Source organism: Corynebacterium stercoris, from assembly GCF_024160105.1.
Lineage (GTDB): Bacteria > Actinomycetota > Actinomycetes > Mycobacteriales > Mycobacteriaceae > Corynebacterium > Corynebacterium stercoris.
The window spans coordinates 1-23,908 of sequence record NZ_JAMFTQ010000011.1 but is presented as its reverse complement, the minus strand read 5'-3'; the positions used below and the strand labels follow the sequence as shown (position 1 = coordinate 23,908).

Below are 23,908 nucleotides of genomic sequence, written 5' to 3'. Positions count from 1 at the left end.
GTGGATTTTTCGGTCGTAGCCGACAACATCCCGGTCTATGCCCAGGCGGCAGTCCTCACAGTGAGGGTTGCCGCCAAAGGCATTCTCCTGGCATTTCTCGTCGGCGTCGTGTGCGCGAGCGCGAAGTTCTTTCGCGTCCCGGTGCTCTCCCAGCTGGTGAGCGTGTACGTGGAGCTGTCACGCAACACGCCGCTCCTGGTGCAGCTGTTCTTCCTGTACTTCGGCCTGCCCAAGTTGGGTATTGTGCTGTCGTCGGAAACCTGCGCCGTGGTGGGCCTGGGCTTCCTCGGCGGCAGCTACATGGGTGAGGCGATCCGGGCGGGTCTGGAGGGGGTGCCGGAGAGCCAGCTGCAATCGTCGTTAAGCCTGGGTATGAGCCGCGTGCAGGCGCTGCGGCACGTGATCTCCCCGCAAGCGGCCGCGATTGCGCTGCCGGCGCTGACGGCGAACATTGTGTTCCTGATCAAGGAGACGTCGGTGGTGAGCATCGTCGCGCTGCCGGATCTGGTGTACACGGCGAAGGAGCAGATCGGGCAGACGTACGAGACCCGCGAGGCGCTGTTTCTGCTGGTCACGTTCTACTTGATCATTCTGCTGCCGATTTCGCTGATCGCCGGCCGTGTCGAGAGGAAGGTGCGCGCGAATGTTTTCGGATCTTGAGGTGCTCGCCCAGGGCAATAACTTCGCGCGCCTGCTCGGCGGGCTGTGGGTGTCGGTGCAGATCGCGCTCGCATCCATGGGGCTCTCGATCGTGCTGGGCACGCTCCTCGGCATCGTCATGACGTCCAAGAACCGCGCCGTGCAGCTCATCACCCAGATTTACCTGCAGTTTGTGCGCATCATGCCGCAGCTCGTGCTGCTGTTTCTGGTGTACTTCGACCTCACGCGCGGCTTCGGCATCAACCTCGACGCGCGCCTCGCCGCCGTCATCGTCTTCACCCTCTGGGGCACGGCGGAGATGGGTGACCTCGTGCGCGCCTCCATCCAGGCCGTGCCGCAGCACCAGTACATGTCGGCGGCCGCGCTCGGCATCGAGGGCCGCGACCTCTACCGCCACGTCGTCCTCCCCCAAGCAGTGCGCGGCCTGCTGCCGCTCACAATCAACCTGACCAACCGCATGATCATGACCACCTCCCTGGTCGCGCTCATCGGCGTCGTCGAGGTGCTCAAAGTGGCGCAGCAGATCATCGACGCGAACCGTTTCGATTACCCCAGCGCCGCCCTCTGGATCTACGGCGTGGTCTTCCTGCTCTACTTCGCGGTGTGCTTCCCCATCTCGCTCGCCGCCCGCAAACTCGAGGAAAGGTGGCGCTAAATGGAGCTTATTTCGCTTCACGACGTTCATAAGACCTACCCCAACGGACACCAGGCCCTCCGCGGCGTCGACCTCTCCGTGGCCAAAGGCGAGGTCGTGGCCATCATCGGCCCCTCCGGCTGCGGTAAATCCACGCTCCTGCGCACCGTCAACGGCCTGGAGCCGGTGGATTCCGGCACCATCACCGTCGCCGGGCACGAGGTCACGGCCGCGGGCACCAAGCTTCGCGACGTTCGCACCGACGTCGGCATGGTCTTCCAGTCCTACGACCTGTTTCCGCACCTCACGGTGATGAAGAACCTGCTGCTCGCCCCCAAGGTGGTCCAGGGTGCCGACGAATCCGCCGCCCGCGAGCGCGCTCTCGAACTGCTTGAGCGCGTCGGCCTCGCCGACAAAGCCGACGCCCGCCCCCGCGAGCTCTCCGGCGGCCAGAAACAGCGCGTCGCCATCGTGCGCGCGCTGATGATGCAGCCGAAGGCACTGCTTCTCGACGAAATCACCGCCTCCCTCGACCCCGAAATCGTCCGCGAGGTACTCGAGGTGGTTGTCGGCCTGGCGCGCGACGGCATGACCATGCTGATTGTCACCCACGAGATGTCCTTCGCCCGCGCGGTTGCGGACCGCATCGTGTTCATGGACGCCGGCCAGATCGTCGAGGTCGGCGAGCCGGACGCGTTCTTCACCGCCCCGCAGAGCGAACGCGCCCAGCGCTTCCTCAACCAGCTGGTGTTTTAGCGGGCGGGCGCGGGCGGGGCGCCTGTTAGTTACACGATGTCGATCAGCGTTTTCAGGGGGCCGACGCTTTCGAGATCGCGGTAGTCCCACTTTTTGTCCGGGCTGAGGGTCGCGACCAGATCCTCCATGGTGACCCCGCCGTGCATGGAGCTCACCTCTTCAGACCAGAAGTCGTCGACATTCTTGCTGGTGAAGAAGCAGGCAGTGATCATGGGGACGCCGTCCGTGAGCTCAGGATCCCGCAGCACCGGTACAAAGACGGTATCCCCGCCGCCAGCGAGAGCTTCACGCGCAAGGTCCCGTACCTCGCTGAGCGGGCGCGACCACTCGGCAGGGATCATCGGCATATTCGGGTGCCAAGGCGTTGCCGCAGCGAAATCCTCGCGCTTTGCTGGGCTGAGCATCGACGCTTGCGTGATACCTGCGATGAGGAGTCGCAGCTTGGTCAGGAACTTCACTTCACGCGATCGTTTTGCAGTTTCGTTGCTCATGCTACTTCTCCAACCTTTCCAAATAGAGTTCCCAGTTGTCGATCATGAGGAGATAGCACTCATCGTAGTGGGAATGAATGGTGAGTTCCGCCTCCAGCTGACTCGGCGACTGCGATAAGTCGGCGATAACCTCTTGCGGGCTCTGAGCGCGATCCCGGTGGAACTGGTGGCGGTGGATCCTACTGTGGCAACAGTCAATCCGCGCGACGTCTTGATTCTGATTCGAGTAATTGGCTGGATAGTCTCGTGTCACGTACTGGTTGAGTGCGAAATCGACGATCCGGTTATCCAGTTCCCGCGTGCGAATCGACAGCATGCAACCGTCTCCGAGCAGCACCGGGTAGTCCACGCCGTCAACGGCATCGACGCTCGGCATATAGACGAATGGGGCAGAGTCAGCGTTGAGATCTGCCTTCTGCCCCATATCGACAAGTCGTCGCGACTTTTCGCTAGCCCCCTCACCCATGAGGGAAAGGTTACTAGCGTGGCGGTCTACTTGCTGGACAGCACCTCCGCGACGGATTCATCACCGCACAGATCAGGGATGAACATCAGCGCGAGAAGACCCAGGCCAGTGATACCGAGCGCCACTGCTGGCTGGTTGGCATCCAAGAACGCGGCGAGTTCAGGGTTGAATGCGTTCTAATATCCATGAAACTAGCAATGAACTGTGCGATTTTCTCTAGGTCCACAATGTGATTTTGCCTGCGTAAATCTAGGGCTCAACCCACCTAACCCAAAGAGGGCCTCCGCCAATCGGCGGAAGCCCTTCGGGAGGGTTCACCTAGCCCCTAGTCACCAATCTGGTCGCGGCCGCGCTTCACAATCAGCGGGTCGGGCTCACCGACCACGCTGTGGTCCTTGTTCGTGTACTCGAACTTGGACAGGATGTAGCGCATCGCGTTGAGGCGGGCACGCTTCTTGTCGTTGGACTTGATGGTGATCCACGGCGACTCGTCCGTATCCGTGTAGCGGAACGTCTCTTCCTTGGCGCGGGTGTAGTCGTCCCACTTGTCCAGGCTGGCCAGGTCCATCGGGGACAACTTCCACTGGCGCACCGGGTCCACCTGGCGGATGGCGAAGCGGGTGCGCTGCTCGCGCTGCGTCACCGAGAACCAGAACTTGGTCAGGGAGATGCCGGAGCCGAGGATCATGTTCTCCAGCATCGGCACCTCGCGGAGGAACTCGGCGTGCTGGGATTCCGTGCAGAAGCCCATCACGCGCTCCACACCGGAGCGGTTGTACCAGGAGCGGTCAAAGAAAACGATCTCGCCGGCTGCCGGGAAGTGCTCGATGTAGCGCTGGAAGTACCAGCTCGTCGATTCGCGCGGGGACGGCTTCTCTAGCGCCACCGTGCGGGCACCACGCGGGTTGAGGTGCTCGTTGAAGCGCTTGATGGTGCCGCCCTTGCCGGCAGCGTCACGACCCTCAAAGAGAATGATGTGGCGCTGACCGGTGTCCTTGGTCCAGTTCTGCCACTTCAGCAGCTCGATCTGCAGGGCACGCTTCTTGTCCTCGTACTCGTCGCGGGTCATGCGCTCGTCGTACGGGTACTGCTCGCGCCACGTCTCAATCGGCGAGCCGTCCGGCATCAGCAGCACCGGATCGTCCTCGTCGGAATCATCCACGACCCAGCCTTCAGTCGCGGCGAGGTCGATCATCGGCAATTCGTCATCTTTGTGGTCAGCCATACCGCCCATTCTAGCCCCACACGGGGCTTAAGCTTGCCGACGCTCATTCCCCCACCCCACAACCATTTTCTGGCAGCAAAAACCCCGCCGCGCGATCGCGCTGGCGGGGTGCGTGAAGCTCGAAGCTTCGGCGTCGTGACTAGACGAGCAGGCCGAGCAGCTTGTGAGCGTTCTCAGCGAGGCCGCCGAGAACCTTGAGAGCGGAGAGCAGGCCACCGGTGATGGTGTCGCCGGAGGAGAGAGCTGCCCAGTTGTCGATAGCGGTCTTGAAGGTCATTTTAGAACTCCTTGTTTCTCAGATGCTGTAGGGGAAGAAGTGGCTACTTCTTGATGGTGAAGACAGCCTTGGTGTTCTCAACGATGTCAGCGTTGGTGAACGGCTTCAGGAGGCCCGGTGCGTTCTGGAAGAGAGCGGAGAAGTTCTTCGCGAAAACCTCGAGGTCCTTGAGGAGGTCGATGAGATCCTTGATGGGCATGTTGTCCCCTTCGGTGTCGGTGCCAGAAGACTGGCAAAGGTATTGACATTTTCTGACACCCGCCAAGGGGTATCACGGGAAGAAGTATGCCACAGTCTTTCCAGAGCGCAAGGGGAATTCTGAAATTCGTTGACACTCCTTTTCAGAGGATTTCAAGGGTTCGGAATTTAACCTTTATGTCACCTAGCAGCCGAAACAACTTTCTACCTGCGTCGCTTCGACACGTCTGGTTAACACAATCTAACTTTCTTCGGCTGTCTGTAACACGTGCCGAAGTACCTACCGATACGAAGGGCCGTGCCGCCCCAAACCATGCCCCACATCTGGGGGTAGTTAGGCCCCCACCGCCGCCTCCCCACCCACCCGGCGCCGCTCCCACCGCTCCCCCCGACCGTCGGAAAGCAAAAAGCGCGCCCTCCCCACAACGGGAAGAGCGCGCCTCAGCAAGCTTTGCGCGGGCCAGCAGGCCCCACAGGCCTTACATCATGCCCATGGCCTCCGGGTCCATGCCAGCGCCTGCGCCAGCCGGCTCCGGCTTGTCAGCGACGACGGCCTCAGTGGTCAGGAAGAGACCAGCGATGGAAGCCGCGTTCAGCAGTGCGGAACGAGTCACCTTGGCCGGGTCGGCAATGCCGTTGCCCAGCATGTTCACGTACTCGCCGGTGGCGGCGTTCAGGCCCTCGCCCTCCGGGAGGTGGGAAACCTTGTCGGCGACAACGCCCGGCTCCAGGCCTGCGTTCAGCGCGATCTGCTTCAGCGGTGCGGAGAGCGCCTCGCGGACGATCTTCACGCCGGTCGCCTCGTCGCCCTCCAGGCCGAGGTCGCCCTCGAGCACGGATGCGGCCTGCAGGAGTGCCACGCCGCCGCCGGCGACGATGCCCTCCTCAACAGCTGCCTTCGCGTTGCGGACAGCGTCCTCGATGCGCAGCTTCTGCTCCTTGAGCTCCACCTCGGTGGCGGCGCCGACCTTGATCACTGCGACGCCGCCGGCGAGCTTGGCCAGGCGCTCGTTGAGCTTCTCGCGGTCGTAGTCGGAGTCGGTGTTCTCGATCTCGGCGCGGATCTGGCGCACGCGGCCCTCAATCTGCTCCTGGTCGCCGGCGCCCTGGACGATGGTGGTGTCGTCCTTAGTAATAACAGCCTTGCGGGCCTGGCCGAGCAGCTCGATGCCTGCGGTCTCCAGGTTCAGGCCGACCTCTTCGGCGATGACCTGGCCGCCGGTGAGGATGGCGAGGTCCTGCAGCATGGCCTTGCGGCGGTCGCCGAAGCCCGGCGCCTTCACGGCCACGGACTTGAAGGTGCCGCGGATCTTGTTCACCACGAGGGTGGACAGCGCCTCACCCTCAACGTCTTCGGCGATGATCAGCAGCGGCTTGCCGGACTGCATGACCTGCTCCAGCACCGGCACGAGCTCCTTGACGTTGGAGATCTTGGAGGAGACCAGGAGGATGTACGGATCCTCGAGGACCGCCTCGCCGCGCTCCATGTCGGTGGCGAAGTACGCGGAGATGAAGCCCTTGTCGAAGCGCATACCCTCGGTGACCTCGAGGTCCACGCCGAAGGTGTTGGACTCCTCGACGGTGATCACGGAATCCTTGTTCACCGCACCGTTGCCCACGGCGTACATCGCCTCGGCGATCTTCTTGCCGATCTCCGGGTCGCCCGCAGAAATACCGGCGGTGGAAGCGATCTCCTCCTGGGTCTCAACTTCCTTGGCGGTGTCCAGCAGGTGCTGGGAGACCTTCTCGGTGGCGGCCTGGATGCCGCGCTTGATGCCCATCGGGTTGGAGCCGGCGGCCACGTTGCGCAGGCCCTCGCGGACGAGTGCCTGTGCGAGGACGGTCGCGGTGGTGGTGCCGTCGCCGGCAACGTCGTCAGTCTTCTTGGCAACTTCCTTGACCAGCTCGGCGCCGATCTTCTCGTACGGATCCTCGAGGTCGATCTCCTTCGCGATGGTCACGCCATCGTTAGTGATCGTCGGCGCGCCCCAGCTCTTCTCCAGCACCACGTTGCGGCCCTTGGGGCCGAGCGTGACGCGGACAGCGTCGGCCAGCGTGTTCAGGCCGTTCTCCAGGCTGCGGCGTGCTTCCTCGTCGAATGCGATCATCTTTGCCATGCGTAAAATGCCTCTTCTTTAAGTAGCTTTCGTTAGCACTCTGGGAGTGCAAGTGCCAGCACCCAGTTTTAGCACTCTCCCCCATCGAGTGCAAGGAGCGCCCGCTTGCCGACGCCTGCTAGCAAACGTCGTAAAGTTCCCAGCTCCCGCCCAGAAAGCGGTGCTAGCGTGGAGACATGACTGCACCGAATTTGAACCCGAACCGTGACCGCATCTGGGAGGACATGAAGGAGCTCGTGTCCTTCTACTCCCCGCACTCCACTCCGGCTGCTGAGGAATCGCACCAGGCTGCCGCCGACTTCTGCGCGAAGGCTCTTGAGGAGCTCGGCCTGAACGTTGAGCGTTTCGAGACGATCGATAACGCCGACCTGATCATCGGCACCAAGGAGGCGCAGAACGGCGCCCCGACCGTAGTGCTGTACTCCCACTACGACACGGTGATCGTGACCAACCCGGACGCGTGGACCAACCCGCCGACCGAGCTGACTGAGCGCGACGGCCGCTGGTACGGCCGCGGCGCCGCGGACTGCAAGGGCAACATCGCGATGCACCTGGAGTCTCTGCGCCTCGTCGAGGAGGCCGGCGGCACCGACCTCGGCCTGAAGGTGGTCTTCGAGGGCGCCGAGGAGCTCGGCGGCAAGGACTCCCTGAGCAAGATGATCAAGGAGCGCCCGGAGCTCTTCGACGCGGACATGATCGTGATCGGCGACGGCGGCAACGTTGAGGTCGGCCACCCGACGCTGGTGACCACCCTGCGCGGCGGCGGCCAGGTGCACGTGAAGGTGGACACCCTCGAGGGCGCGATCCACTCCGGCGGCTACGGAGGCGCCGCACCGGATGCCGCGCACGCGCTGGTGCGCATCATCGACTCGCTCTTCGACGAGCACGGCCGCACGCGCATCGATGGTGTCGAATGCACCGGAAAGTGGGACGGCGACCCGTACGGCCGCGAGGCGTTCCGCAAGGACGCCCGCATCCTCGACGGCGTCGAAATTCTGGGCACCGAAGACGAGGACCCGGCGGACATGATCTGGGCCCGCCCGGCGCTGACCGTGATCGGCTTCACCTCCGTGCCGGTCGTGGATGCATCGAACATTGTCAACCCCACCGCCGAGTGCCTCTTCAACCTGCGTGTCCCGGCTGGCCAGGACGCCGCCGAGGTTGCCGAGAAGGTCAAGGAGCACGTGATCAACCACGCACCGTACGGCGCGAAGATTGAGGTAGAGATCTCAGGCGTGAACCAGCCGTTCGACACCGATGTCCACGGCGAGGGCGTGGCCACCGTCATCCAGGCGCTCAAGGATGCGTACGGCTCCGAGGAGATGGCGCTCATCGGCTCCGGCGGCTCCATCCCGCTGTGCGTGACCCTGCAGCAGACCTTCCCGGATGCGGAGTTCGCGCTCTACGGCGTCGAGGAGCCGAAGTGCAACATCCACGGTGTCGACGAGTCCGTCGACCCGACCGAGATCGAGCACGTAGCGAAGGCCCAGGCACTGTTCCTGCTCCGTTACGGCAAGTAGGTATGAGCTGCTTCTAGCCCCTCTTCGGAGGGGCTTTTTACTGGCCGATTGCAAAATGTGTTGCGCGTCACTGTGATCTGGGTTACTGTGACCTGCGTGACAGTGATTCGCGTTTTCCTAGCTGCAGAAGACCGAGCCGCCGGCGTCCTAGCCGAGCGAGTACTCGGGGCTACGCACCCCGCCGCATAGACCCCCGCGGCGCGCGGAAGTAGTCGTTAGCACCCCAGCACCAGGGTCGAAAAACCTTCCACTTCGCAAAAGCTAGGAGCCACAATGCTTACCCACACCACCACCGCTGCCCCGTCCCACGCAACCGACCTGCACGAGGCGATCCACGCCGCGCCGAGCGCGCACCCGCACATCACTCACGCAGCACCGGAGGCCCCGCACTTCGACGAGGTTATGGCCCGCATCGAGCTCGGTGCCAGCCTCCCGCGCGAGCTGCGCGAAGAAGCCCGCGACATGGACTGGGGCCTCTTCATGGCCACCTACGCGCCGGAGCCGACGCTGAAGATCACCCACACCGGCACCACCCAGAAGAACTGGATGATGTCCGAGTACGCCTTCGACGTCGACGCGATGCCGAAGGCCAGCCCGGCGCGCCGCACCTCCGAGGTCATCGAGGCGAACGGCCCGGTCCGCGCCATCACCCGCGTCCTGAACATCCACAACCGCTACGTGGAGATTCTGAAGTTCCACCAGGTTGAGCTCTTCGGCCAGACTGCGACGTTTATCAAGGTCGGCCACTCCGAGCGCCACTTCCGCAACGCTTGGGTCGCCGGCTTCGGTGAGACCCCGGAGGCCTCCGCTGCGGCGGCGCTCTCCGCCGGCGCGCAGCGCATCCACGGCAACATGTAGTTCCATCCGGGTGACAAATTCCGCATCTCCAATATCTGCCTGACCTTAAAGTGCCTGGTAGTGAACTTATGCGCCCACCGTTGTGGTCGAATTTGTCACCCCGGGCAGCTGCGGAACGGCGAGCCAGGTCCCGCCGGCAGGGGCGGGTGGACCCGACGTGAGCGTGAAGTCGTTGATTTATGTACAGTGTCCATTGTTGGCCGCGCTACATTTTCTGACGCGCCTTTTATCTTGTTCCGCAAGTTAATTATGGTGTAGCGCGGCCTCTACCTGGGTTTTCTCGGGTGGAGGCCGCATTTTTCTCTGGCACGTCTGTGCCCTTCGGTGCGGCTCTCACGTACCAACTCGATGCGACAAGGAGGGCCCGCGACCGTGCTGACGCTACTGATCGCCCTGATTGCCGCCACCATCGCCGCGCCCTTTATGTTGCGCATCATCGGCAGGCCCGCCTTCGGCATCCTGGCCTTGGTGCCGCTCGGCGGGTTCATATGGATGGTCTCCCTGTTCAACGGCGGGGTGTTCCGGAACGGCGGCGAGATCATCGCCACGTTTGAGTGGATGCCGTCGACGCACATGAACTTGGAGTTCCGCCTCGACGCGCTCTCAGGCTTATTCAGCCTGATCATCCTGGGTGTCGGCGCTCTGGTGCTGTTCTATTGCTGGGGCTACTTCGACTCCAACCCGATTCGCCTGGCCAAGTTCGCGGCGGAGCTCACGATGTTCGCCACCGTGATGTACGGCCTGGTGATCTCGAACAACTTCCTGCTCATGTACGTGTTCTGGGAGCTCACGTCGGTGCTGTCCTACCTCCTGGTCAGCTACTACGGCGAGCGCGCCAGCTCGCGCCGTGCGGCGATCCAGGCGCTGATGATCACCACTTTCGGCGGCCTCGCGATGCTGGTGGGCATCAACCTGCTGGGCGCGCAGACGGGCATCTGGAAGCTATCGGAAATCTCCCAGTTCGCGGATATCGAGGGCACCACCGGCATCTCGGTGGCGATCGTGCTCATCATGCTCGGCGCGCTGACCAAGTCGGCGCAGGCGCCGTGGCACTTCTGGCTGCCCGGCGCGATGGCCGCCCCTACCCCGGTCTCCGCCTACCTCCACTCGGCGGCGATGGTGAAGGCCGGCATCTACCTCGTCGCCCGCTTGGCGCCGGACCTTGCGGCGGTGACTACGTGGCACCTCGTAGTCATCACCACCGGCGGGTTCACCATGCTGCTCGGCGGCTGGATGGCGCTGAAGCAGCGCGACCTGAAGTTGATCCTGGCGTACGGCACGGTCTCGCAGCTCGGCTTCATCACCGCGGTGATCGGCATCGGCTCGCGTGAGGCGACGATGGCGGGCCTCGCCATCACCTTCGGCCACTCCCTGTTCAAGGCGGCGCTGTTCATGGTGGTCGGCGCGATCGACCACTCCACCGGCACGCGCGATATCCGGGAGCTCTCGGGCTTGGGCAGGCAGGAACCGATCGTCGCGATCCTCGCCGTCATCTCGGCGGCGTCGATGGCGGGCATCCCGCCGCTGTTCGGATTCGTGGCCAAGGAAGCGGCGCTGGACGCGGTGCTGCACGAGGAGCTGCTCACCGGCATGCCCGGCAAGATCACGCTGGTGGTGCTGGTCGTGGGCTCGATCCTCACCATGGCGTACACCCTGTACTTCCTGTGGGGCGCGTTCGCGGTCAAGCCGAACCAGGAGACGGACGAGCGCGGCCGCAGCGTGGCGGTGCAGGAGATGCACGGCATCGGCCCGATCATGTGGCTCTCCCCCTCGGTGCTCACGGCCTGCACGATCATGTTCGGCCTCTTCCCGCGCTGGCTTTCCGACGCCTTCAACGATTACCTCGATGTCCGCTTCCCCCGCGTGGAGCGCCACGACCTCGAGCTGTGGCACGGCATCACCGTCCCGCTGGTGCTCACTGTAGTGATCATCGCTGCGGGCGCGGTGATGTTCTGGCAGCGCGACCTGGTCAAGCGCGCGCAGCTGGAGAAACCGGCGCTGGGCGACGCGGACGTGATCTGGGACAACATCCTCTCCACGCTGCGCACCTTGTCGCTGCGCTTGACCGCGTCGACGCAGCGCGGTTCGCTGACCATCAACCTGGCGGTGATCTTCGCAACGCTCATGCTCGTGCCGCTGGCGTACCTCATCCTGGGCGCCAGTAACAGCATCCGCATGATCCTGTGGGACAACGCCTGGCAGGGTGTCGTGGTGACCATCATGGTGGGCATGGCGGTCTTCGCCACCATGCAGCGCAACCGCCTGTCCGGCGTGGTCATGGTGGGTGTCACCGGCTACGGCATGGCGATGCTCTTCGCGCTGCACGGCGCGCCGGACCTGGCGCTGACGCAGGCGCTGGTGGAGACGATCGTGATGGTCGTGTTCATGCTGGTGCTGCGCAAGATGCCGACGGAGACGGAGCCGCGCAACGAGGACAACCGCCTGCGCGCCTGGCTTTCCATCGGCACCGGCGTGTCCGTGACGGTGGTGGCCATGACCGCGATGTCCGCCCGCGTGGCGGAGCCGATCTCGAAGCACATGCCGGAGCTCGCCTACGAGATCGGCCACGGCCGCAACGCGGTCAACGTGCTGCTCGTGGACCTGCGCGCGGCGGATACTTTCGGCGAGACGATGGTCCTGGTCATCGCGGCCACCGGTGTGGCCAGCCTCATCTTCGGCACCGGCAAGTTCGGGCGCGCCTCGCGCCGCCCGACGCTGTCCACCACGCGCCCGCGCTGGCTGGCGCACGGCGTGCCAAGTGAGACGGAGCAGAACCGCAACATCATGGTGGACATTGCCACCCGCATCCTGTTCCCGTCCATGATGCTGCTCTCCATGTACTTCTTCTTCTCCGGCCACAACGCGCCGGGCGGCGGCTTCGCCGGCGGCCTCGTCGCCGCGCTGGCGTTCACGCTGCGCTACCTCGCGGGCGGCCGCCACGAGATCGAAGAGGCACTGCCGATCGACCCGGCGAAGATCCTCGGCGCCGGCATGCTGATTACCTGCCTGGCTTTCGTCTTCCCGATGTTCTTCGGCTACCCGCCGCTGATGTCTGACTACGTCAGCCTGGAGCTGCCGCTCATCGGCGAGTTCGACGTGCCGTCGGCGCTGGTTTTCGACGCCGGCGTGTACATCATCGTCATCGGCCTGATCATGCACATCCTGCCCACCATGGGCGCGTACCTGGACCGCGAGGACGAAGCCCGCAAGGACCGCGCCCGCGACCGCGCCAAGGAGCTGCAGGAAAAGAACGCGCGGCGCCGCGCCAAGCAGGCCCGGATGCGCCTCGAGCGCCTGTCGGAACGACTGGCCACGGCGACCTCGGGTTCGACTGCGGTAGAGGCGGAGAACCGAACGTCGGCAAGCGAAAGCCCGGAAAGGAGCGAGTGAGATGGAAGCGAACCTGTTTCTGCTGATCGGCTCCGGTGTGCTCATCGCGTGCGGCGTGTACCTGATGCTGGATCGCGCGCTGACCAGGATGATCATGGGCGTGCTGCTGATCGGCAACGGTGCGAACCTGCTGATTCTGCAGGCGGGCGGCCAGGCGGGGTCGCCGCCGATCCTGGAGCGGTCGTCGGAGGCCGCGGACGCGATGGCGGACCCGCTGGCGCAGGCGATGATCCTCACCGCGATCGTGATTTCGATGGCGCTGACCGCGTTCATGCTCTCCCTGGCCTACCGCCAGTACCGCTACCGCACGGACGACATCATTGAGCGGGATGAGGAGGATCGCCTCATTGCCACGCGTCCGACCACACCGTCGGCCGCGCCGGACCACGACTTGTCCGCGAACCCGGAGACCGGCCGCCTGAGCTCGTCGGGTGACGCGTTCGGCCCGCGCTCGTTTGAACAGCCCGTGAAGGAGGCTGACGGTGAATAGCCTCGCGCAATTCGCGGAAGCGGTGCTGCCGTGGATGCCGTACCTGACGGTGATGCCGATCCTGCTGCCTGCCGTGGCGGCCGGGCTGATCGCCTTGTCCCGCAACCTCATGCTGCAGCGCACCATCGCGCTGACCACGCTGCTGACGCTGTCCGTGATTTCGGCGGCGATGATCATCACCGTGGACCTCCACGGCATCCAAACGGTGCAGATGGGCGGCTGGGACGCGCCGATCGGCATCACGCTGGTGAGCGACCGCTTATCGACGATCATGCTTTTCGTCTCCTCGATCGTCCTCTTCGCCGTGCAGTGGTACGGCATTTCGCAGGGTCTGCGCGACGGCGACGAAGACGACCCGGTTGCCGTGTTCCTGCCGGTGTACATGCTGCTGTCGATGGGCGTGAACCTCTCGTTCCTCGCCGGCGACCTGTTCAACCTCTACGTGGGCTTCGAGGTGTTCCTCGTGGCGTCGTACGTGCTGCTCACCCTGGGTGCGTCGCCGGGGCGCGTGCGCGCGGGCATCGGCTACGTGATGGTGTCCATCGCGTCCTCGATGGTGTTCCTCTTCGCGCTCGCCATGGTTTACGCCGCGGTGGGCACCGTGAACATGGCGCAGGTGGGCATCCGCATGGAGGAGATCCCGGACGGCACGCGCGCGGCGATCTTCGCCACCCTGCTCGTGGCCTTCGGCATCAAGGCGGCCGTGTTCCCGCTCGACGCGTGGCTGCCGGACTCCTACCCCACCGCCGCCTCCCTGGTGACGGCCGTGTTCGCGGGCCTGCTGACCAAGGTCGGCGTGTACGCCATCATCCGCATGCGCACCACCGTGTTCACCGACGGCTCCCTCGACGGGCTTTTGATGTGGGTCGCGCTGCTCACCATGATCGTGGGCATCATGGGTGCCCTCGCCCAGAACGACATCAAGCGACTGCTCTCGTTCACCCTGGTCAGCCACATCGGCTACATGATCTTCGGCATCGCGCTCGCCTCCAAGCAGGGCCTGTCCGGCGCGATCTTCTACGCCGTGCACCACATTCTGGTGCAGACGTCGCTGTTCCTCGTCGTCGGCCTCATCGAGCGCCAGGCCGGCTCCGCGCAGCTGCGCCGCCTGGGCTCGCTGATCTACTCTGCGCCGCTGATCGCCATCCTCTACTTCATCCCGGCGCTGAACCTCGGCGGCATCCCGCCGCTGTCCGGCTTCCTGGGCAAGGTCATGCTGATCCAAGCGGGTGCCGACGACGGCTCCTGGCTCGCCTGGGTCCTCATCGCCGGCGCCGTGATCACCTCGCTGCTCACGCTCTACGCGATGATCCTGGTCTGGTCCAAGGCGTTCCTCCGCGACCGCAACGACGCCCCCGAGGGCAACGTCGCCATGGCGCGTCCCTCCACCCTTGCGGAGCGCTACGAAACGACGACTATCGACGAGCGCGACGACGTCGGCCGCATCCCCCCGGGCATGCTCTTATCGACGGCGCTTTTGGTGGCCGCGTCGACAGCAATCACCTTCCTCGCCGGCCCGATCTCCGACATCACCGACCGCGCCGCCCAGTCCGCACAGGACCAGGCCATTTACCGCGAGGCGGTGCTGAGCGGCGATGAGGAGAACCCGACGCGCAGGCCGGACGAGTTCGCCACACCGCACCAGGGCGGCGGCGGTTACGACTCGCTGGAAAACCGCAAGACCATCGGCGAAAACCAAGCGCCGGTATCCACGGGCCTGTCCACCGAGAAGGCCCCCGTGCCGGTGCAGGGAGGTGAGCCGCGATGAGCAAACTATGGGCCGGATTCAAAAACCGCTTCCGCTGGAGCTTTGTCGTCTGGCTGACGCTCATGTGGCTGCTCCTCATGGGCGAAATCAGCTGGGGCAACGTCATTGCGGGCGCGGCGCTCGGCTTCCTCATCGTTGTCGCGCTGCCGCTGCCCGCCGTGCCGCGCGAGGACAGGCACATCAACTGGTTCAAGGCGCTGCAGTTTCTGGCGATTTGGTCGTGGGACCTCATTGTTGCGTCGGCACGCGTGGCGTGGATTGCGCTGCGGCCGCAGGAGCAGCCGAAGAACGCCATCCTGAAGGTGCCCATGCGCGTGTCCAGCGAGCTGGTGCTCTACCTGGCCACCTGCGCCTATAACCTGCAGCCGGGCGGCTCCATCACCGACATCGACGTGGCCAACCGCGAATGGACCATCCACGTGCTGGATGCCTCCAGCCAGCAGGCCATCGACCGCGAGGTGGAGAACGTGCGCAAGCTGGAGCGCCAGATGATCGAGATTTTCGAAGGCAGGTAAGAACCCATGGACCCAACCGTGTACAACGCGTTCCTGGCCGTGGCCGGCGTGCTGCTGGCCTTAGGCTTCCTGCTGCTTGCGTGGCGGGTCATCGTGGGCCCGGACTCGCTCGACCGCGTCCTGGGCAACGACGCCATCACCGCGTCGCTCCAGTGCGCACTCGCGCTCTACATCTGCTGGACACTGGACACCACGGTGGTCAACGCGATGATCGTCATCGCGCTGCTCGGCTTCATCGCCTCCCTGTCCGTCGCCCGCTTCCGCAAGAGGGATGGTTCGCTCTAATGACTTGGAACTGGCCGCTCATCGCCGACATCGTCTCGCTGATCTTCATCATCCTCGGCGCGTTCATGGTGTTCTCCGCCGCCGTGGGCACGGTGCGCTTCCATTCGACGATGGCGCGCATCCATGCGATCACAAAACCGCAGACCACAGGTCTGCTCTTGATGATCATCGGCACCATCATCCGCCTCACCGGCGCGCCCGAATTCGGCCCGCACGAAAAGGGCGACATCGGCATGATGATCCTCCTGGTCATCTTCGCGCTCATGACCAACCCCGTGACCGCGCAGCGCCTCGGCCGCATCGCGCGCCGTGAAGGCCTTTACGGCAGCGAGGACCTGCTCGCCGTCAACGAGCGCCCCGCGCGCTACCACCCCCGCCGCGTCAACCCCACGGAGAAGACGCATTCGGCGGAGGACTCCAAGCGCTAACCGACGCTCATTTACCAGGTCAGGTCGATCATTTCCTGGCAGGAGTTGTCGACCACATCGGTCCAGTCCCCGCCCTGCTTGAGGATTCGGCGCTGGCGCTGGTAGCCCGCCCCGCGCTCAAGGATCTCCTCCGCGAGCTTGAGCTCCTCGACGCAGCCGAGGTCCTTGGCGGTGGGCAAAAGTTCGTCGATAAGCGTGACAAGCTCCTCCGAGACCCACCGCTCATCGGTCTCGCGGCTGGTAATCACGACCGCTTCGAGCCCGTAGCGCGCGCCGCGCCACTTGTTTTCGGCGACGTGCCACGGTTGCAGCGTGGGGAGCTCCTCGCCGGCCTCGAGCATGCGGTCGTAGTGGACCACGAGGCAGTGCGTGAGTGCGACGATGGCGGCGAGCTCGCGGAGGTTCGAGGTGGCGTCGGAAATGCGGACCTCGATGGTGCCCCATTTGGCGGCGGGGCGGACGTCGAAATGCATCGAGCCCGTGTGGCTGATCACGCCGGAGGTTTTCTGGTCGCGCATGAAGCCGACCCACTCGTCCCAGTTCTGGAACTGGTACGGCATGCCCGCGGTAGGAAGCTGCTGGTAGAGCATGGTGCGGTTCGACGCGTAGCCCGTGTCCAGGCCCTCCCAGCCCGGGCTCGACGCCGAGATCGCGAGCAGGTGCGGGTACTTCGTCATGACCGCGTTGATGATCGGCCAGACCTTGTCCTCGTGGCTGACGCCGATGTGGCAGTGAATGCCCCACAGCAGCATCTGCTGGCCCCAGTACTGGGTGCGGTTGATGATCTCCTCGTAAGTGATCTTCGGGCTCAGCGGCTGCTCGCGGAAATCCGTGAACGGGTGGCCGCCGCCCGCCCAGAGCTTCAGGTCCTGCTCAGTGGCGACTTCGCGGACCTTGGCGAGGTCCTGCTGCAGCGCGTCGATCGCCTCGCGGGTGTTTGTGCAGACGGGCGTGACCAGCTCGATCGTGTTCTGGAGGAACTCGCGCTCCAAGTGGGTGCCGGGGTAGCGCTGCTGCACCGCGTCGATGACATCCGCGGCGCGCGGCACGAGGTCGCGCGTTTCCGGGTCAATGACGCAGATTTCCCACTCCACGCCGAGTGTCGGTTCGGGGGAGCGGGCGAAATCGCGGTACGGATCCATGCGGGTCAGTGTATGCCCCGGCAGGGTTTATCCCGCGATGACCACCGTAATTGCATTCGGGTTATTGGTGGCCTGCTCCGGCAGCGCGGTCGCGCCCTGCGGAAGGTCGTTGGTGGCGCGCGGCGTGCCGCCGACCTTCTGCGCAATCTCGCCGGCGAGCTGCTCCGCGCCCGGGACCTGCGGGTTGAAGAACACGAACGTCTGCGGGAAGATGCCGAACTGCTGCTCCGGCATGTTCATCGCGCCCGGATCGTTCGAGTTATTCGCGATCGTGTACTGGCTATCTAGCCGGCCTGCCGTGTCACCCGCCGCGTTCGGGATGCCGGAGTTGTTGAACACGAAGACCTGTGCGTTCTGTGCCGTCAGTGCGCCGGCGGCGCCGGCGGCGGGGTTGTTCGCGTCTGCGGGGTTATTTGCGTCTGCGTTGGCGCCGTTGGCCGGGTCTGCCGGTGCGTTGGGGTCTGCCGGTGCGTTCGGATCGCTCGGGTTCGCCGGGTCTGCCGGATTTGCCGGGGCGTTTGTGTCCGTGACGGTGTTCGTCGCCGCCGTCGTGGTCTCGGTGCTGGTTGCGGCCGGCGCGGCCGAATCGCTGGTGTTCTTGTTCTGCGTCATCGCGTAAATGCCCCAGAGCAGCAGCAATGCGGCGACCGCGATGAGGATCATGGCGAGGCCGCGCTTCGGCACCCCGCCAGCGACGACGGCGGTGGAGCCTGCCGCACCTGCCGGAGCTGCGGCGTACGCGGCGTCGACGTCGTCCTCGTAGTACTCGTCGTCGTCGCGGCGGTGCGCGCCGCGGTACTCCTCCGTCGGCACGCCTGCGGCGGCGTAGCCTGCGGCCGGTTCCTCGTCGACGATCTCGTACTCGACGTACTCGGCTTCGTCGTAGCCGTCGTCGGCGTAGCCCTCGTCGGCCGGGTATTCGTCGACGGGGTACGCCTCCGCGTACTCGTAATCGTCGGCGGAGTAGTCGCGGTTCAGGTCGCGATCGTCGCCGTTGCCGTGGTTGCCGGTGTATTTGCTAGTCACACGCGCCACAATAGTCTCAAGTAGTGATTGAGGGTTAGTGGCGCGCCGCTGACGCAGGGCCGTGGGGCCGGTGCGAGCAGGGTGGGCGGGCTCGTTGAGAGCTCCATGGGGCTGCAGAGATTTGCCCAGCTTTTACAGCGCGGTTTGAGCCTTCCACGTTTCCGCTGGTCAGCAAGGTGAGCGATTTTGGGCTGTAAAAGTCGGGCAAATCGTTGCAGGGCGGTGGGGCGGTAGGGCCGTGGGGGCGGCAAACCTCGAACCCAACCGCCGCCGCGCCCCTACAACCTCACGTCGCGCAACCGCTGCAGCCTGCGCACGAGCTGCGGCCGCGCCTCCAGCGCCTCGGGGGAATCAATGAGCACGTTGAGCCGCTGGTAGTAGCGGACGGCGGAGATGCCGAACTCGCGTTGGATCGCCTCCTCTTTCGCGCCGAGCGAGCGTGGGGCGCGGGCTTCGAAGTCGAGGACAGCGAGATCGACGTCGGAAAGCATGTGCCTAATATATACAGCATGACTATTCGGCCAATCGTGATCTACGGCGACCCTGTCCTGCACAACCCCACCGAGCCGGTCACTCAGCCGGTCGAGGAGCTCGCGGAGCTGATCGCCGACATGCACGAGACCATGGATGCGGCGAACGGCGTGGGTCTGGCGGCGAACCAGATCGGCGTGCCGCTGCGCCTGTTCGTGTACCACTGCCCAGACGGCGACGTCATGCGCCGCGGCACGGTGATCAACCCGGTACTGGAGACCAGCGAGATTCCGAAGACCATGCCTCGCGACGACGGCGAGGACGACGAGGGCTGCCTGTCCGTCCCCGGCGAGTCCTTCCCGACCGGCCGCGCGGACTGGGCGAAGGTGACCGGCCTCGACGAGAACGGCGAGAAGATCGAGATCGAGGGCACGGGCTTTTTCGCGCGCTGTCTGCAGCACGAGGTGGGCCACCTCGACGGCTTCGTCTACACCGACGTGCTCACCGGCCGCTGGAAGCGCGAGGCCAAGCGCGCGATCCGCGATAACGGCTGGTCCGACGCCGGCAACACCTGGCTCCCGGGCACTGACGAGGATCCCTTCGGGCACTAGCTTTCCGACGGCGCGCACCCCTCGGTTCCCGCGCCTCAGCGACTATGCTTAGGCGCGTCTGTCGTATTTCTCCTGCCCAAGGACCTCCCCATGCGCATCCCTGCAGCCCTTGCCGCTAGCGTCCTGGCTGTCTCCGCTGCCCCGCTCACCCCTGCCCCCGAGGTGTCCCCGCTGGAGCTTCTGCTTGCCGACGTCTCCTCCACCCGCGCCGCTGCCCTCGACGACCTCGCCGAGGCTAAGGCCCGCATCGATGCCGCCGAGACGCCGAAGGAGAAGAGCGCCGCCGAGTCCGCCTATCGTGATCTGCTGAAACAGTGGCGCGAACACCTCATCGACGCTGCCGACGAGCTCGCCGACCTGCGCGATGACGCCGACACCGATGCCGAGGCCTCCAGTGCCGAGGTGTTCGAGCAGGCCGGCGACCTCATCGAGGCCGATCGCGAGTTCATCCGCGCCCTGCGTGCCGACGTCCTCCCGGAGGACGATGCCGTTGTCGTCCCCGCCCCCATCGTGAGCCTCGGCGTGACCCGCGCGCTGGCCCTCGACGCCGCCGAGCGGTCCGAGCAGGGCGACCTGCGCATCGCCTTCGGCTTCGAGGCGGTCACCACCGACGCGGTCGAGGCGAAGGCTGAAGGCCGCGCGAAGGCCGTCACCACCACGACGACCCCCGCCGCCGAGCCGGCAACGCTGAAGGTGAACCACCTCGCGGACACCACCACGAGCACCACGAGCACGACCAGCACCACGTCGACCACCTCCGCGACAACGACGTCAACCACCACGTCGTCGAGCAGCAGCGTCACCGCAACCACCACGGCCAGCGCCACCACCAGCGTCACCGCGGACGTGCTGCAAAACCGCACGACCTCTGCCACCACGTCGACGGACAGCACCACGACCTCAAGCACCACCTCGAGCACGACCACAACCAGCAGCTCCACCACGTCCTCGACCCCGACCACCACGCGCACCCGCGAGAACGACGAGGACCTGGCGGAGACCGGCACGCCGATGCTCGCGCTCATCGGCATCGGCGCGGTCCTGGTCGCCATCGGCGCCGCGCTGGTGCGCCGCAGCAACCCGTAGTGTCGCGCATTTTCCGTTCCGACGAGGTCGCCGTCGGTGACCGCGTCGTGGTGCGCCGCCGCCGCGGGGACCTCGCGAGCGACGTGATCGGCCACGTCGTGAGCACGAATCCGCTGGTGGTGCGTCCGCAGGAGGTGGGAGGGCTGCCGTCGTCACGCGAGGCAGTGCTGATCGAGGACCTGCACATCATCAAGAAGCTCAGCCCGCGCACCGTCCGCAACTCCGACATCCGCGCGATCGAAACCGCCACCGCGCGCGCGTTTCCGGGGCAGGAGCAGGAGCGTATCGACGGCTGGCTCATCCGCGCCGGCGCCGAAATCGCCGAACGGTCCAACAGCGCAACGCCGATCGGCCACTCGGCGGGGTTCACCGCCGTGCCGATTGACGCGATCACCGAGTTTTACCGCGCGCGCAACATGCCGGTGCAGCTGTGCATTCCGGAGCGTATCGGCAAGCCGGCGCAGCGGCTGGTGGAGCAGCGCCCCGACGCGTGGGCGCTGGGTGAGGAGATTGCGGTGATGTCCACTGCCGTCGAGACGCGGGAGATGGATCCGAACGTGCAGGTCGACGCCCTGCCGGACGCGACGTGGCTGGCCATGTACCACTACCGCGGCCAGGCGTTGCCGGAGGCGGCGGTGCGCGATTTGGCGCAGCGCATCGACGGGCAGATTGGCTTCGCGCGCCTGGTGCTCGACGGGGAGACTGTCGCCGTCACGCGCGCGACCATCACGGATTCCGACGACGGGCGGCGCTGGCTCGGCTACTCCGCCGTCGAGGTCGCGCCGCAGCACCGCCGCCGCGGCTACGGCACCCGCCTGGGCGAAAGCGTGCTGGCCTGGGGCGCGGCGCAAGGCGCGGACGCGGCCTACCTGCAAGTGCGGGCATCGAATGAGGCGGGCATCGCGCTGTACACGAAGTTGGGCTTCGTGGAGCACCATCGGCACCGCTACGCGCGGTTGCGTTAGGGTGTGTGGCATGCGAATCGCCACGTGGAACGTCAATTCTGTGCGCACGCGCGCCGAGCGCGTCGCCGCGTTCCTCGAGCGCACGAACATCGACGTGCTCTGCATGCAGGAAACCAAGACCGCGGACCGCACCTTCCCCTACGCCACCTTCGAAGCCGCCGGCTACGAGGTCGCGCACGTGGGCCACAACCAGTGGAACGGCGTGGCTATCGCGTCGCGGGTCGGGTTGGAGGACGTGCGCGAGACGTTCTTCAGGCAGCCGTCGTTTAGCAAGAGCGGCGACGCGGTGCAGGAGGCGCGCGCGGTGGGCGCGGTGTGCGGCGGGGTCGAGGTGTGGAGCCTGTACGTGCCCAACGGCCGCGAGATCGGCGACCCCCACTACGACTACAAGCTGGAGTTTCTCTACAGCCTGCGCGAATCGGTGAAGCCTGCGGAGCTGCAGGTGTTCGCCGGCGACTTCAACATCGCCCCGCGCGATGAGGACGTGTGGGACATCAACTGGTTCGAGGGCAAAACCCACGTCACCGAGCCGGAGCGCGCGGCGTACCAGATGCTGCTCGAATCCGGCCTGCACGAGGTGAGGCACGAGGACCGCTACTCGTTCTGGGACTACAAGGCGATGCGCTTCCAGAAGAACCAGGGCATGCTCATCGATTTTCTGCTGGTCACCGACTCGCTGCGCACCCGCGTGGAGGACGCGTGGGTGGATGTTGAGGAGCGCCAGGGCAAGGGCGCGTCCGACCACGCCCCCGTCATCGCCGACTTCGACACGCACGATCTGGACATCGACCAGGTGCGATGACGTTCGACTTTTCCTGGTGGCAGGCCGCCGCGACGGCCCTTGACTTCGCCATCAAGCTGGTCATGATCGGCATCGTGCCGGGCAACCGCAAACCTTCCAGCGCGAACGCCTGGCTGCTGCTCATTCTTTTCCTGCCGCTCGTCGGCCTTCCGTTGTACCTGCTCATGGGCTCGACGCTGATCTCGCGCCGCCGCCACCGCATCCAGCACCAGGCGAAAGCCGCGGTGGAGAACGTGCACGCGGGGGTGGGGGACGTGCCGTCGGCAAGCAATCTCGCCCCGGAGGTCGCGTCGATCGTGCGGCTTAACCGCGCGCTCACCGGCTACCCCGCGCTGCGCGGACGCGCGCCGGCGCTGTGGACGGATTACGACATGACGATGCGCCGCATCGCCGAGCTTGTCGACGCCGCCACCGACTATATCCATATCGAAATCTACGCCGTGGCCTGGGACAACACCACAGCTCCGGTGTTCGAGGCGCTCGAGCGCGCCGTCGCCCGCGGCGTGCACGTGCGCCTGCTCTTCGACCACATCGGCTCCCAGAAATACCCCGGCTTCCGGCAGCTGAAGCGCCGGCTTACCGACGCCGGCATCGACTGGCACATGATGCTGCCCCTCGACCCGCTGCACGGCCGCTGGCGCCGCCCCGACCTGCGCAACCACCGCAAACTCATCGTCGTCGACGGCCGCGTCGCCATGATGGGCTCCTTCAACCTCATCGACCGCTCCTACCTCATGCCCGGCCACGTCCGCGCCGGCCGGCAATGGGTCGACGCATTCGTCGAGCTCGAAGGCCCCATCGTCGCATCCATCGCGTCCATGTTCGCCGTCGACTGGTACGCCGAGTCCGACGAGGTGCTCGCCCTCGCCTCCCCCACCGAGCTTCCGCTTTCCGACGCCAGCTCCCCTGACGAACGTGCCAACGACATCAACATTGTCCAGCTCGTGCCGTCGGGTCCCGGCTACCTCACCGAGCCGAACCTGCGGATGTTCAACGCCCTCATCCACCAGGCGCGTTCCCACCTGGTGCTGTGCTCGCCGTACTTCGTGCCCGAGGATTCCCTCCTCGAGGCCATCACCTCCGCCTGCTACCGCGGCGTGCGCGTGGACCTTCTGGTCGGCGAGAAGGCCGACCAGTTCATGGTCCAACACGCCCAATCCGCCTACTACCAGCAGCTTCTCGAAGCCGGCGTGCACATCTACGAGTTCCCCGCCCCCTACGTCCTCCACACCAAGTTCGCCCTGGCGGACCCGGAGCGTGCTGGTGGGGTTGGCGGTGTGGGCGTGCCGGGCGGCGCGGCGGGCGTGATCGGCTCCTCCAACATGGACATCCGCTCCTTCTCGCTCAACTACGAGAACTCCCTGTTCATCGCCGACGGCTCCCTCATCCCCGCCCTCGCCCGCCTTGCCGAAAACTACCTGGCCGTATCCCGCGAGCTCACCCTCGAGGTCTGGGCGAAGCGCCCCTGGTACCGCCGCTACGTCGACAACGTTATGAAGCTGACGTCCGCGGTGCAGTAGGCGGGGCGCCCGCTCTTGCCCCTGCCGTCGACAAGCACTCCGCCCAGATCGCGTACCCCCATGGTGAGAACCCAATAGTGACGGGGCGGTGTCATGCGGTGTTTGCGCCACGTTTGAATACTTCGTGGAGTATCTCACGTGGGGTTGCGCCGTTGAGGATTTGGCGGGGTGTTTCATTGAGCTCGTTTTGCACCCAGGCCACGTGTT

General features: G+C 65.3%; 25 protein-coding genes. 16 read left to right on the top strand and 9 right to left on the bottom strand.

Features of this window, described 5'->3' with window-relative positions; all coding sequences use genetic code 11:
- From M5J20_RS08540 to M5J20_RS08530, 3 genes are read left to right on the top strand one after another with little or no spacing between them, the layout of a single operon-like run.
- Nucleotides 1–660 carry an amino acid ABC transporter permease gene (locus tag M5J20_RS08540; protein WP_253578526.1) on the top strand — a complete coding sequence of 220 codons (660 nt, stop codon included), beginning with the start codon at nt 1–3 and terminating at the stop codon, nt 658–660.
- Nucleotides 644–1,315 (top strand): amino acid ABC transporter permease, encoded by a 672-nt coding sequence (locus M5J20_RS08535; RefSeq protein WP_253578525.1) that lies wholly within the window; start codon nt 644–646, stop codon nt 1,313–1,315. The genes M5J20_RS08540 and M5J20_RS08535 overlap by 17 nt, the downstream gene beginning before the upstream one ends.
- Nucleotides 1,316–2,050, top strand: coding sequence for an amino acid ABC transporter ATP-binding protein (locus tag M5J20_RS08530; protein WP_253578522.1), 735 nt, complete (start codon nt 1,316–1,318; stop codon nt 2,048–2,050).
- 29 nt (nt 2,051–2,079) lie between these two features.
- On the opposite strand, the gene M5J20_RS08525 is transcribed toward M5J20_RS08530, so the two are convergent.
- The 6 genes from M5J20_RS08525 to groL form a co-directional block, all read right to left on the bottom strand.
- Nucleotides 2,080–2,541, bottom strand: a complete 462-nt coding sequence (locus M5J20_RS08525; RefSeq protein WP_253578520.1) for a hypothetical protein — start codon at nt 2,539–2,541, stop codon at nt 2,080–2,082.
- Nucleotide 2,542: 1 nt separating this feature from the next.
- Entirely contained in the window at nt 2,543–3,007 is a 465-nt protein-coding gene (locus M5J20_RS08520) for a hypothetical protein (protein WP_253578518.1), read from the bottom strand.
- A 325-nt stretch (nt 3,008–3,332) separates the two neighbouring features.
- The gene (gene ppk2, locus M5J20_RS08515) at nt 3,333–4,232 is read right to left on the bottom strand and encodes a polyphosphate kinase 2 (protein WP_253578508.1); all 900 of its coding nucleotides are present in this window, start codon (nt 4,230–4,232) and stop codon (nt 3,333–3,335) included.
- A gap of 139 nt (nt 4,233–4,371) precedes the next feature.
- On the bottom strand, nt 4,372–4,509 hold the full coding sequence (locus tag M5J20_RS08510) for a hypothetical protein (RefSeq protein ID WP_253578506.1): 138 nt from the start codon (nt 4,507–4,509) through the stop codon (nt 4,372–4,374).
- Between the two features lie 43 nt (nt 4,510–4,552).
- Nucleotides 4,553–4,708 carry a hypothetical protein gene (locus M5J20_RS08505; protein WP_253578504.1) on the bottom strand — a complete coding sequence of 52 codons (156 nt, stop codon included), beginning with the start codon at nt 4,706–4,708 and terminating at the stop codon, nt 4,553–4,555.
- Between the two features lie 478 nt (nt 4,709–5,186).
- Nucleotides 5,187–6,824 carry a chaperonin GroEL gene (groL, locus tag M5J20_RS08500; protein WP_253578502.1) on the bottom strand — a complete coding sequence of 546 codons (1,638 nt, stop codon included), beginning with the start codon at nt 6,822–6,824 and terminating at the stop codon, nt 5,187–5,189.
- A 176-nt stretch (nt 6,825–7,000) separates the two neighbouring features.
- On the opposite strand from groL, the gene M5J20_RS08495 reads away from it, so the two are divergent.
- From M5J20_RS08495 to M5J20_RS08460, 8 genes are all read left to right on the top strand, one after another.
- Nucleotides 7,001–8,344, top strand: a complete 1,344-nt coding sequence (locus tag M5J20_RS08495; protein WP_253578500.1) for a M20/M25/M40 family metallo-hydrolase — start codon at nt 7,001–7,003, stop codon at nt 8,342–8,344.
- Between the two features lie 273 nt (nt 8,345–8,617).
- A complete protein-coding gene (locus M5J20_RS08490) occupies nt 8,618–9,202 on the top strand; it encodes an acetyl-CoA acetyltransferase (protein ID WP_253578498.1) in 585 nt (194 codons plus the stop codon).
- Between the two features lie 372 nt (nt 9,203–9,574).
- The gene (locus M5J20_RS08485; protein ID WP_253578496.1) at nt 9,575–12,592 is read left to right on the top strand and encodes a Na+/H+ antiporter subunit A; all 3,018 of its coding nucleotides are present in this window, start codon (nt 9,575–9,577) and stop codon (nt 12,590–12,592) included.
- Nucleotide 12,593: 1 nt separating this feature from the next.
- Nucleotides 12,594–13,082 (top strand): Na(+)/H(+) antiporter subunit C, encoded by a 489-nt coding sequence (locus tag M5J20_RS08480; protein ID WP_253578494.1) that lies wholly within the window; start codon nt 12,594–12,596, stop codon nt 13,080–13,082.
- 34 nt (nt 13,083–13,116) lie between these two features.
- A complete protein-coding gene (locus M5J20_RS08475) occupies nt 13,117–14,850 on the top strand; it encodes a Na+/H+ antiporter subunit D (RefSeq protein WP_253578600.1) in 1,734 nt (577 codons plus the stop codon).
- Nucleotides 14,847–15,365 (top strand): Na+/H+ antiporter subunit E, encoded by a 519-nt coding sequence (locus M5J20_RS08470; protein WP_253578492.1) that lies wholly within the window; start codon nt 14,847–14,849, stop codon nt 15,363–15,365. The genes M5J20_RS08475 and M5J20_RS08470 overlap by 4 nt, the downstream gene beginning before the upstream one ends.
- Nucleotides 15,366–15,371: 6 nt before the next feature.
- Nucleotides 15,372–15,650, top strand: a complete 279-nt coding sequence (locus M5J20_RS08465; RefSeq protein WP_253578490.1) for a monovalent cation/H+ antiporter complex subunit F — start codon at nt 15,372–15,374, stop codon at nt 15,648–15,650.
- The gene (locus tag M5J20_RS08460) at nt 15,650–16,078 is read left to right on the top strand and encodes a monovalent cation/H(+) antiporter subunit G (RefSeq protein WP_253578488.1); all 429 of its coding nucleotides are present in this window, start codon (nt 15,650–15,652) and stop codon (nt 16,076–16,078) included. The genes M5J20_RS08465 and M5J20_RS08460 overlap by 1 nt, the downstream gene beginning before the upstream one ends.
- Nucleotides 16,079–16,089: 11 nt before the next feature.
- Here the strand turns inward: M5J20_RS08460 and M5J20_RS08455 are convergent, their stop codons facing one another.
- The 3 genes from M5J20_RS08455 to M5J20_RS08445 form a co-directional block, all read right to left on the bottom strand.
- The gene (locus M5J20_RS08455) at nt 16,090–17,220 is read right to left on the bottom strand and encodes a glutamate--cysteine ligase (RefSeq protein ID WP_253578486.1); all 1,131 of its coding nucleotides are present in this window, start codon (nt 17,218–17,220) and stop codon (nt 16,090–16,092) included.
- A 27-nt stretch (nt 17,221–17,247) separates the two neighbouring features.
- The gene (locus tag M5J20_RS08450; RefSeq protein ID WP_253578484.1) at nt 17,248–18,246 is read right to left on the bottom strand and encodes a hypothetical protein; all 999 of its coding nucleotides are present in this window, start codon (nt 18,244–18,246) and stop codon (nt 17,248–17,250) included.
- Between the two features lie 278 nt (nt 18,247–18,524).
- Nucleotides 18,525–18,737 carry a DUF3263 domain-containing protein gene (locus tag M5J20_RS08445; RefSeq protein ID WP_253578482.1) on the bottom strand — a complete coding sequence of 71 codons (213 nt, stop codon included), beginning with the start codon at nt 18,735–18,737 and terminating at the stop codon, nt 18,525–18,527.
- 18 nt (nt 18,738–18,755) lie between these two features.
- Here M5J20_RS08445 and M5J20_RS08440 point away from each other — a divergent pair, with 18 nt between their 5' ends.
- The 5 genes from M5J20_RS08440 (at nt 18,756) to cls (ending at nt 23,701) form a co-directional block, all read left to right on the top strand.
- Entirely contained in the window at nt 18,756–19,328 is a 573-nt protein-coding gene (locus tag M5J20_RS08440) for a peptide deformylase (protein WP_253578480.1), read from the top strand.
- A 90-nt stretch (nt 19,329–19,418) separates the two neighbouring features.
- The gene (locus tag M5J20_RS08435; protein ID WP_253578478.1) at nt 19,419–20,414 is read left to right on the top strand and encodes a hypothetical protein; all 996 of its coding nucleotides are present in this window, start codon (nt 19,419–19,421) and stop codon (nt 20,412–20,414) included.
- The gene (locus M5J20_RS08430; RefSeq protein ID WP_253578476.1) at nt 20,414–21,379 is read left to right on the top strand and encodes an N-acetylglutamate synthase, CG3035 family; all 966 of its coding nucleotides are present in this window, start codon (nt 20,414–20,416) and stop codon (nt 21,377–21,379) included. Before M5J20_RS08435 ends, M5J20_RS08430 begins: the two co-directional genes overlap by 1 nt.
- 10 nt (nt 21,380–21,389) lie before the next feature.
- Nucleotides 21,390–22,181 carry an exodeoxyribonuclease III gene (locus M5J20_RS08425; RefSeq protein WP_253578474.1) on the top strand — a complete coding sequence of 264 codons (792 nt, stop codon included), beginning with the start codon at nt 21,390–21,392 and terminating at the stop codon, nt 22,179–22,181.
- Nucleotides 22,178–23,701, top strand: a complete 1,524-nt coding sequence (gene cls / locus M5J20_RS08420) for a cardiolipin synthase (RefSeq protein WP_253578473.1) — start codon at nt 22,178–22,180, stop codon at nt 23,699–23,701. The genes M5J20_RS08425 and cls overlap by 4 nt, the downstream gene beginning before the upstream one ends.
- The last annotated feature ends 207 nt before the right edge of the window (nt 23,702–23,908 follow it).

What these genes read in the sequence shown, in the direction of transcription:
- M5J20_RS08535 (WP_253578525.1), top strand. Translation starts at nt 644, where the DNA reads ATGTTTTCGGATCTTGAGGTGCTCGCCCAGGGCAATAACTTCGCGCGC.
- M5J20_RS08530 (WP_253578522.1), top strand. Translation starts at nt 1,316, where the DNA reads ATGGAGCTTATTTCGCTTCACGACGTTCATAAGACCTACCCCAACGGA.
- M5J20_RS08525 (WP_253578520.1), bottom strand. Translation starts at nt 2,541, where the DNA reads ATGAGCAACGAAACTGCAAAACGATCGCGTGAAGTGAAGTTCCTGACC.
- M5J20_RS08520 (WP_253578518.1), bottom strand. Translation starts at nt 3,007, where the DNA reads ATGGGTGAGGGGGCTAGCGAAAAGTCGCGACGACTTGTCGATATGGGG.
- ppk2 (WP_253578508.1), bottom strand. Translation starts at nt 4,232, where the DNA reads ATGGCTGACCACAAAGATGACGAATTGCCGATGATCGACCTCGCCGCG.
- M5J20_RS08510 (WP_253578506.1), bottom strand. Translation starts at nt 4,509, where the DNA reads ATGACCTTCAAGACCGCTATCGACAACTGGGCAGCTCTCTCCTCCGGC.
- M5J20_RS08505 (WP_253578504.1), bottom strand. Translation starts at nt 4,708, where the DNA reads ATGCCCATCAAGGATCTCATCGACCTCCTCAAGGACCTCGAGGTTTTC.
- groL (WP_253578502.1), bottom strand. Translation starts at nt 6,824, where the DNA reads ATGGCAAAGATGATCGCATTCGACGAGGAAGCACGCCGCAGCCTGGAG.
- M5J20_RS08495 (WP_253578500.1), top strand. Translation starts at nt 7,001, where the DNA reads ATGACTGCACCGAATTTGAACCCGAACCGTGACCGCATCTGGGAGGAC.
- M5J20_RS08490 (WP_253578498.1), top strand. Translation starts at nt 8,618, where the DNA reads ATGCTTACCCACACCACCACCGCTGCCCCGTCCCACGCAACCGACCTG.
- M5J20_RS08480 (WP_253578494.1), top strand. Translation starts at nt 12,594, where the DNA reads ATGGAAGCGAACCTGTTTCTGCTGATCGGCTCCGGTGTGCTCATCGCG.
- M5J20_RS08475 (WP_253578600.1), top strand. Translation starts at nt 13,117, where the DNA reads ATGCCGTACCTGACGGTGATGCCGATCCTGCTGCCTGCCGTGGCGGCC.
- M5J20_RS08470 (WP_253578492.1), top strand. Translation starts at nt 14,847, where the DNA reads ATGAGCAAACTATGGGCCGGATTCAAAAACCGCTTCCGCTGGAGCTTT.
- M5J20_RS08465 (WP_253578490.1), top strand. Translation starts at nt 15,372, where the DNA reads ATGGACCCAACCGTGTACAACGCGTTCCTGGCCGTGGCCGGCGTGCTG.
- M5J20_RS08460 (WP_253578488.1), top strand. Translation starts at nt 15,650, where the DNA reads ATGACTTGGAACTGGCCGCTCATCGCCGACATCGTCTCGCTGATCTTC.
- M5J20_RS08455 (WP_253578486.1), bottom strand. Translation starts at nt 17,220, where the DNA reads ATGGATCCGTACCGCGATTTCGCCCGCTCCCCCGAACCGACACTCGGC.
- M5J20_RS08445 (WP_253578482.1), bottom strand. Translation starts at nt 18,737, where the DNA reads ATGCTTTCCGACGTCGATCTCGCTGTCCTCGACTTCGAAGCCCGCGCC.
- M5J20_RS08440 (WP_253578480.1), top strand. Translation starts at nt 18,756, where the DNA reads ATGACTATTCGGCCAATCGTGATCTACGGCGACCCTGTCCTGCACAAC.
- M5J20_RS08435 (WP_253578478.1), top strand. Translation starts at nt 19,419, where the DNA reads ATGCGCATCCCTGCAGCCCTTGCCGCTAGCGTCCTGGCTGTCTCCGCT.
- M5J20_RS08425 (WP_253578474.1), top strand. Translation starts at nt 21,390, where the DNA reads ATGCGAATCGCCACGTGGAACGTCAATTCTGTGCGCACGCGCGCCGAG.
- cls (WP_253578473.1), top strand. Translation starts at nt 22,178, where the DNA reads ATGACGTTCGACTTTTCCTGGTGGCAGGCCGCCGCGACGGCCCTTGAC.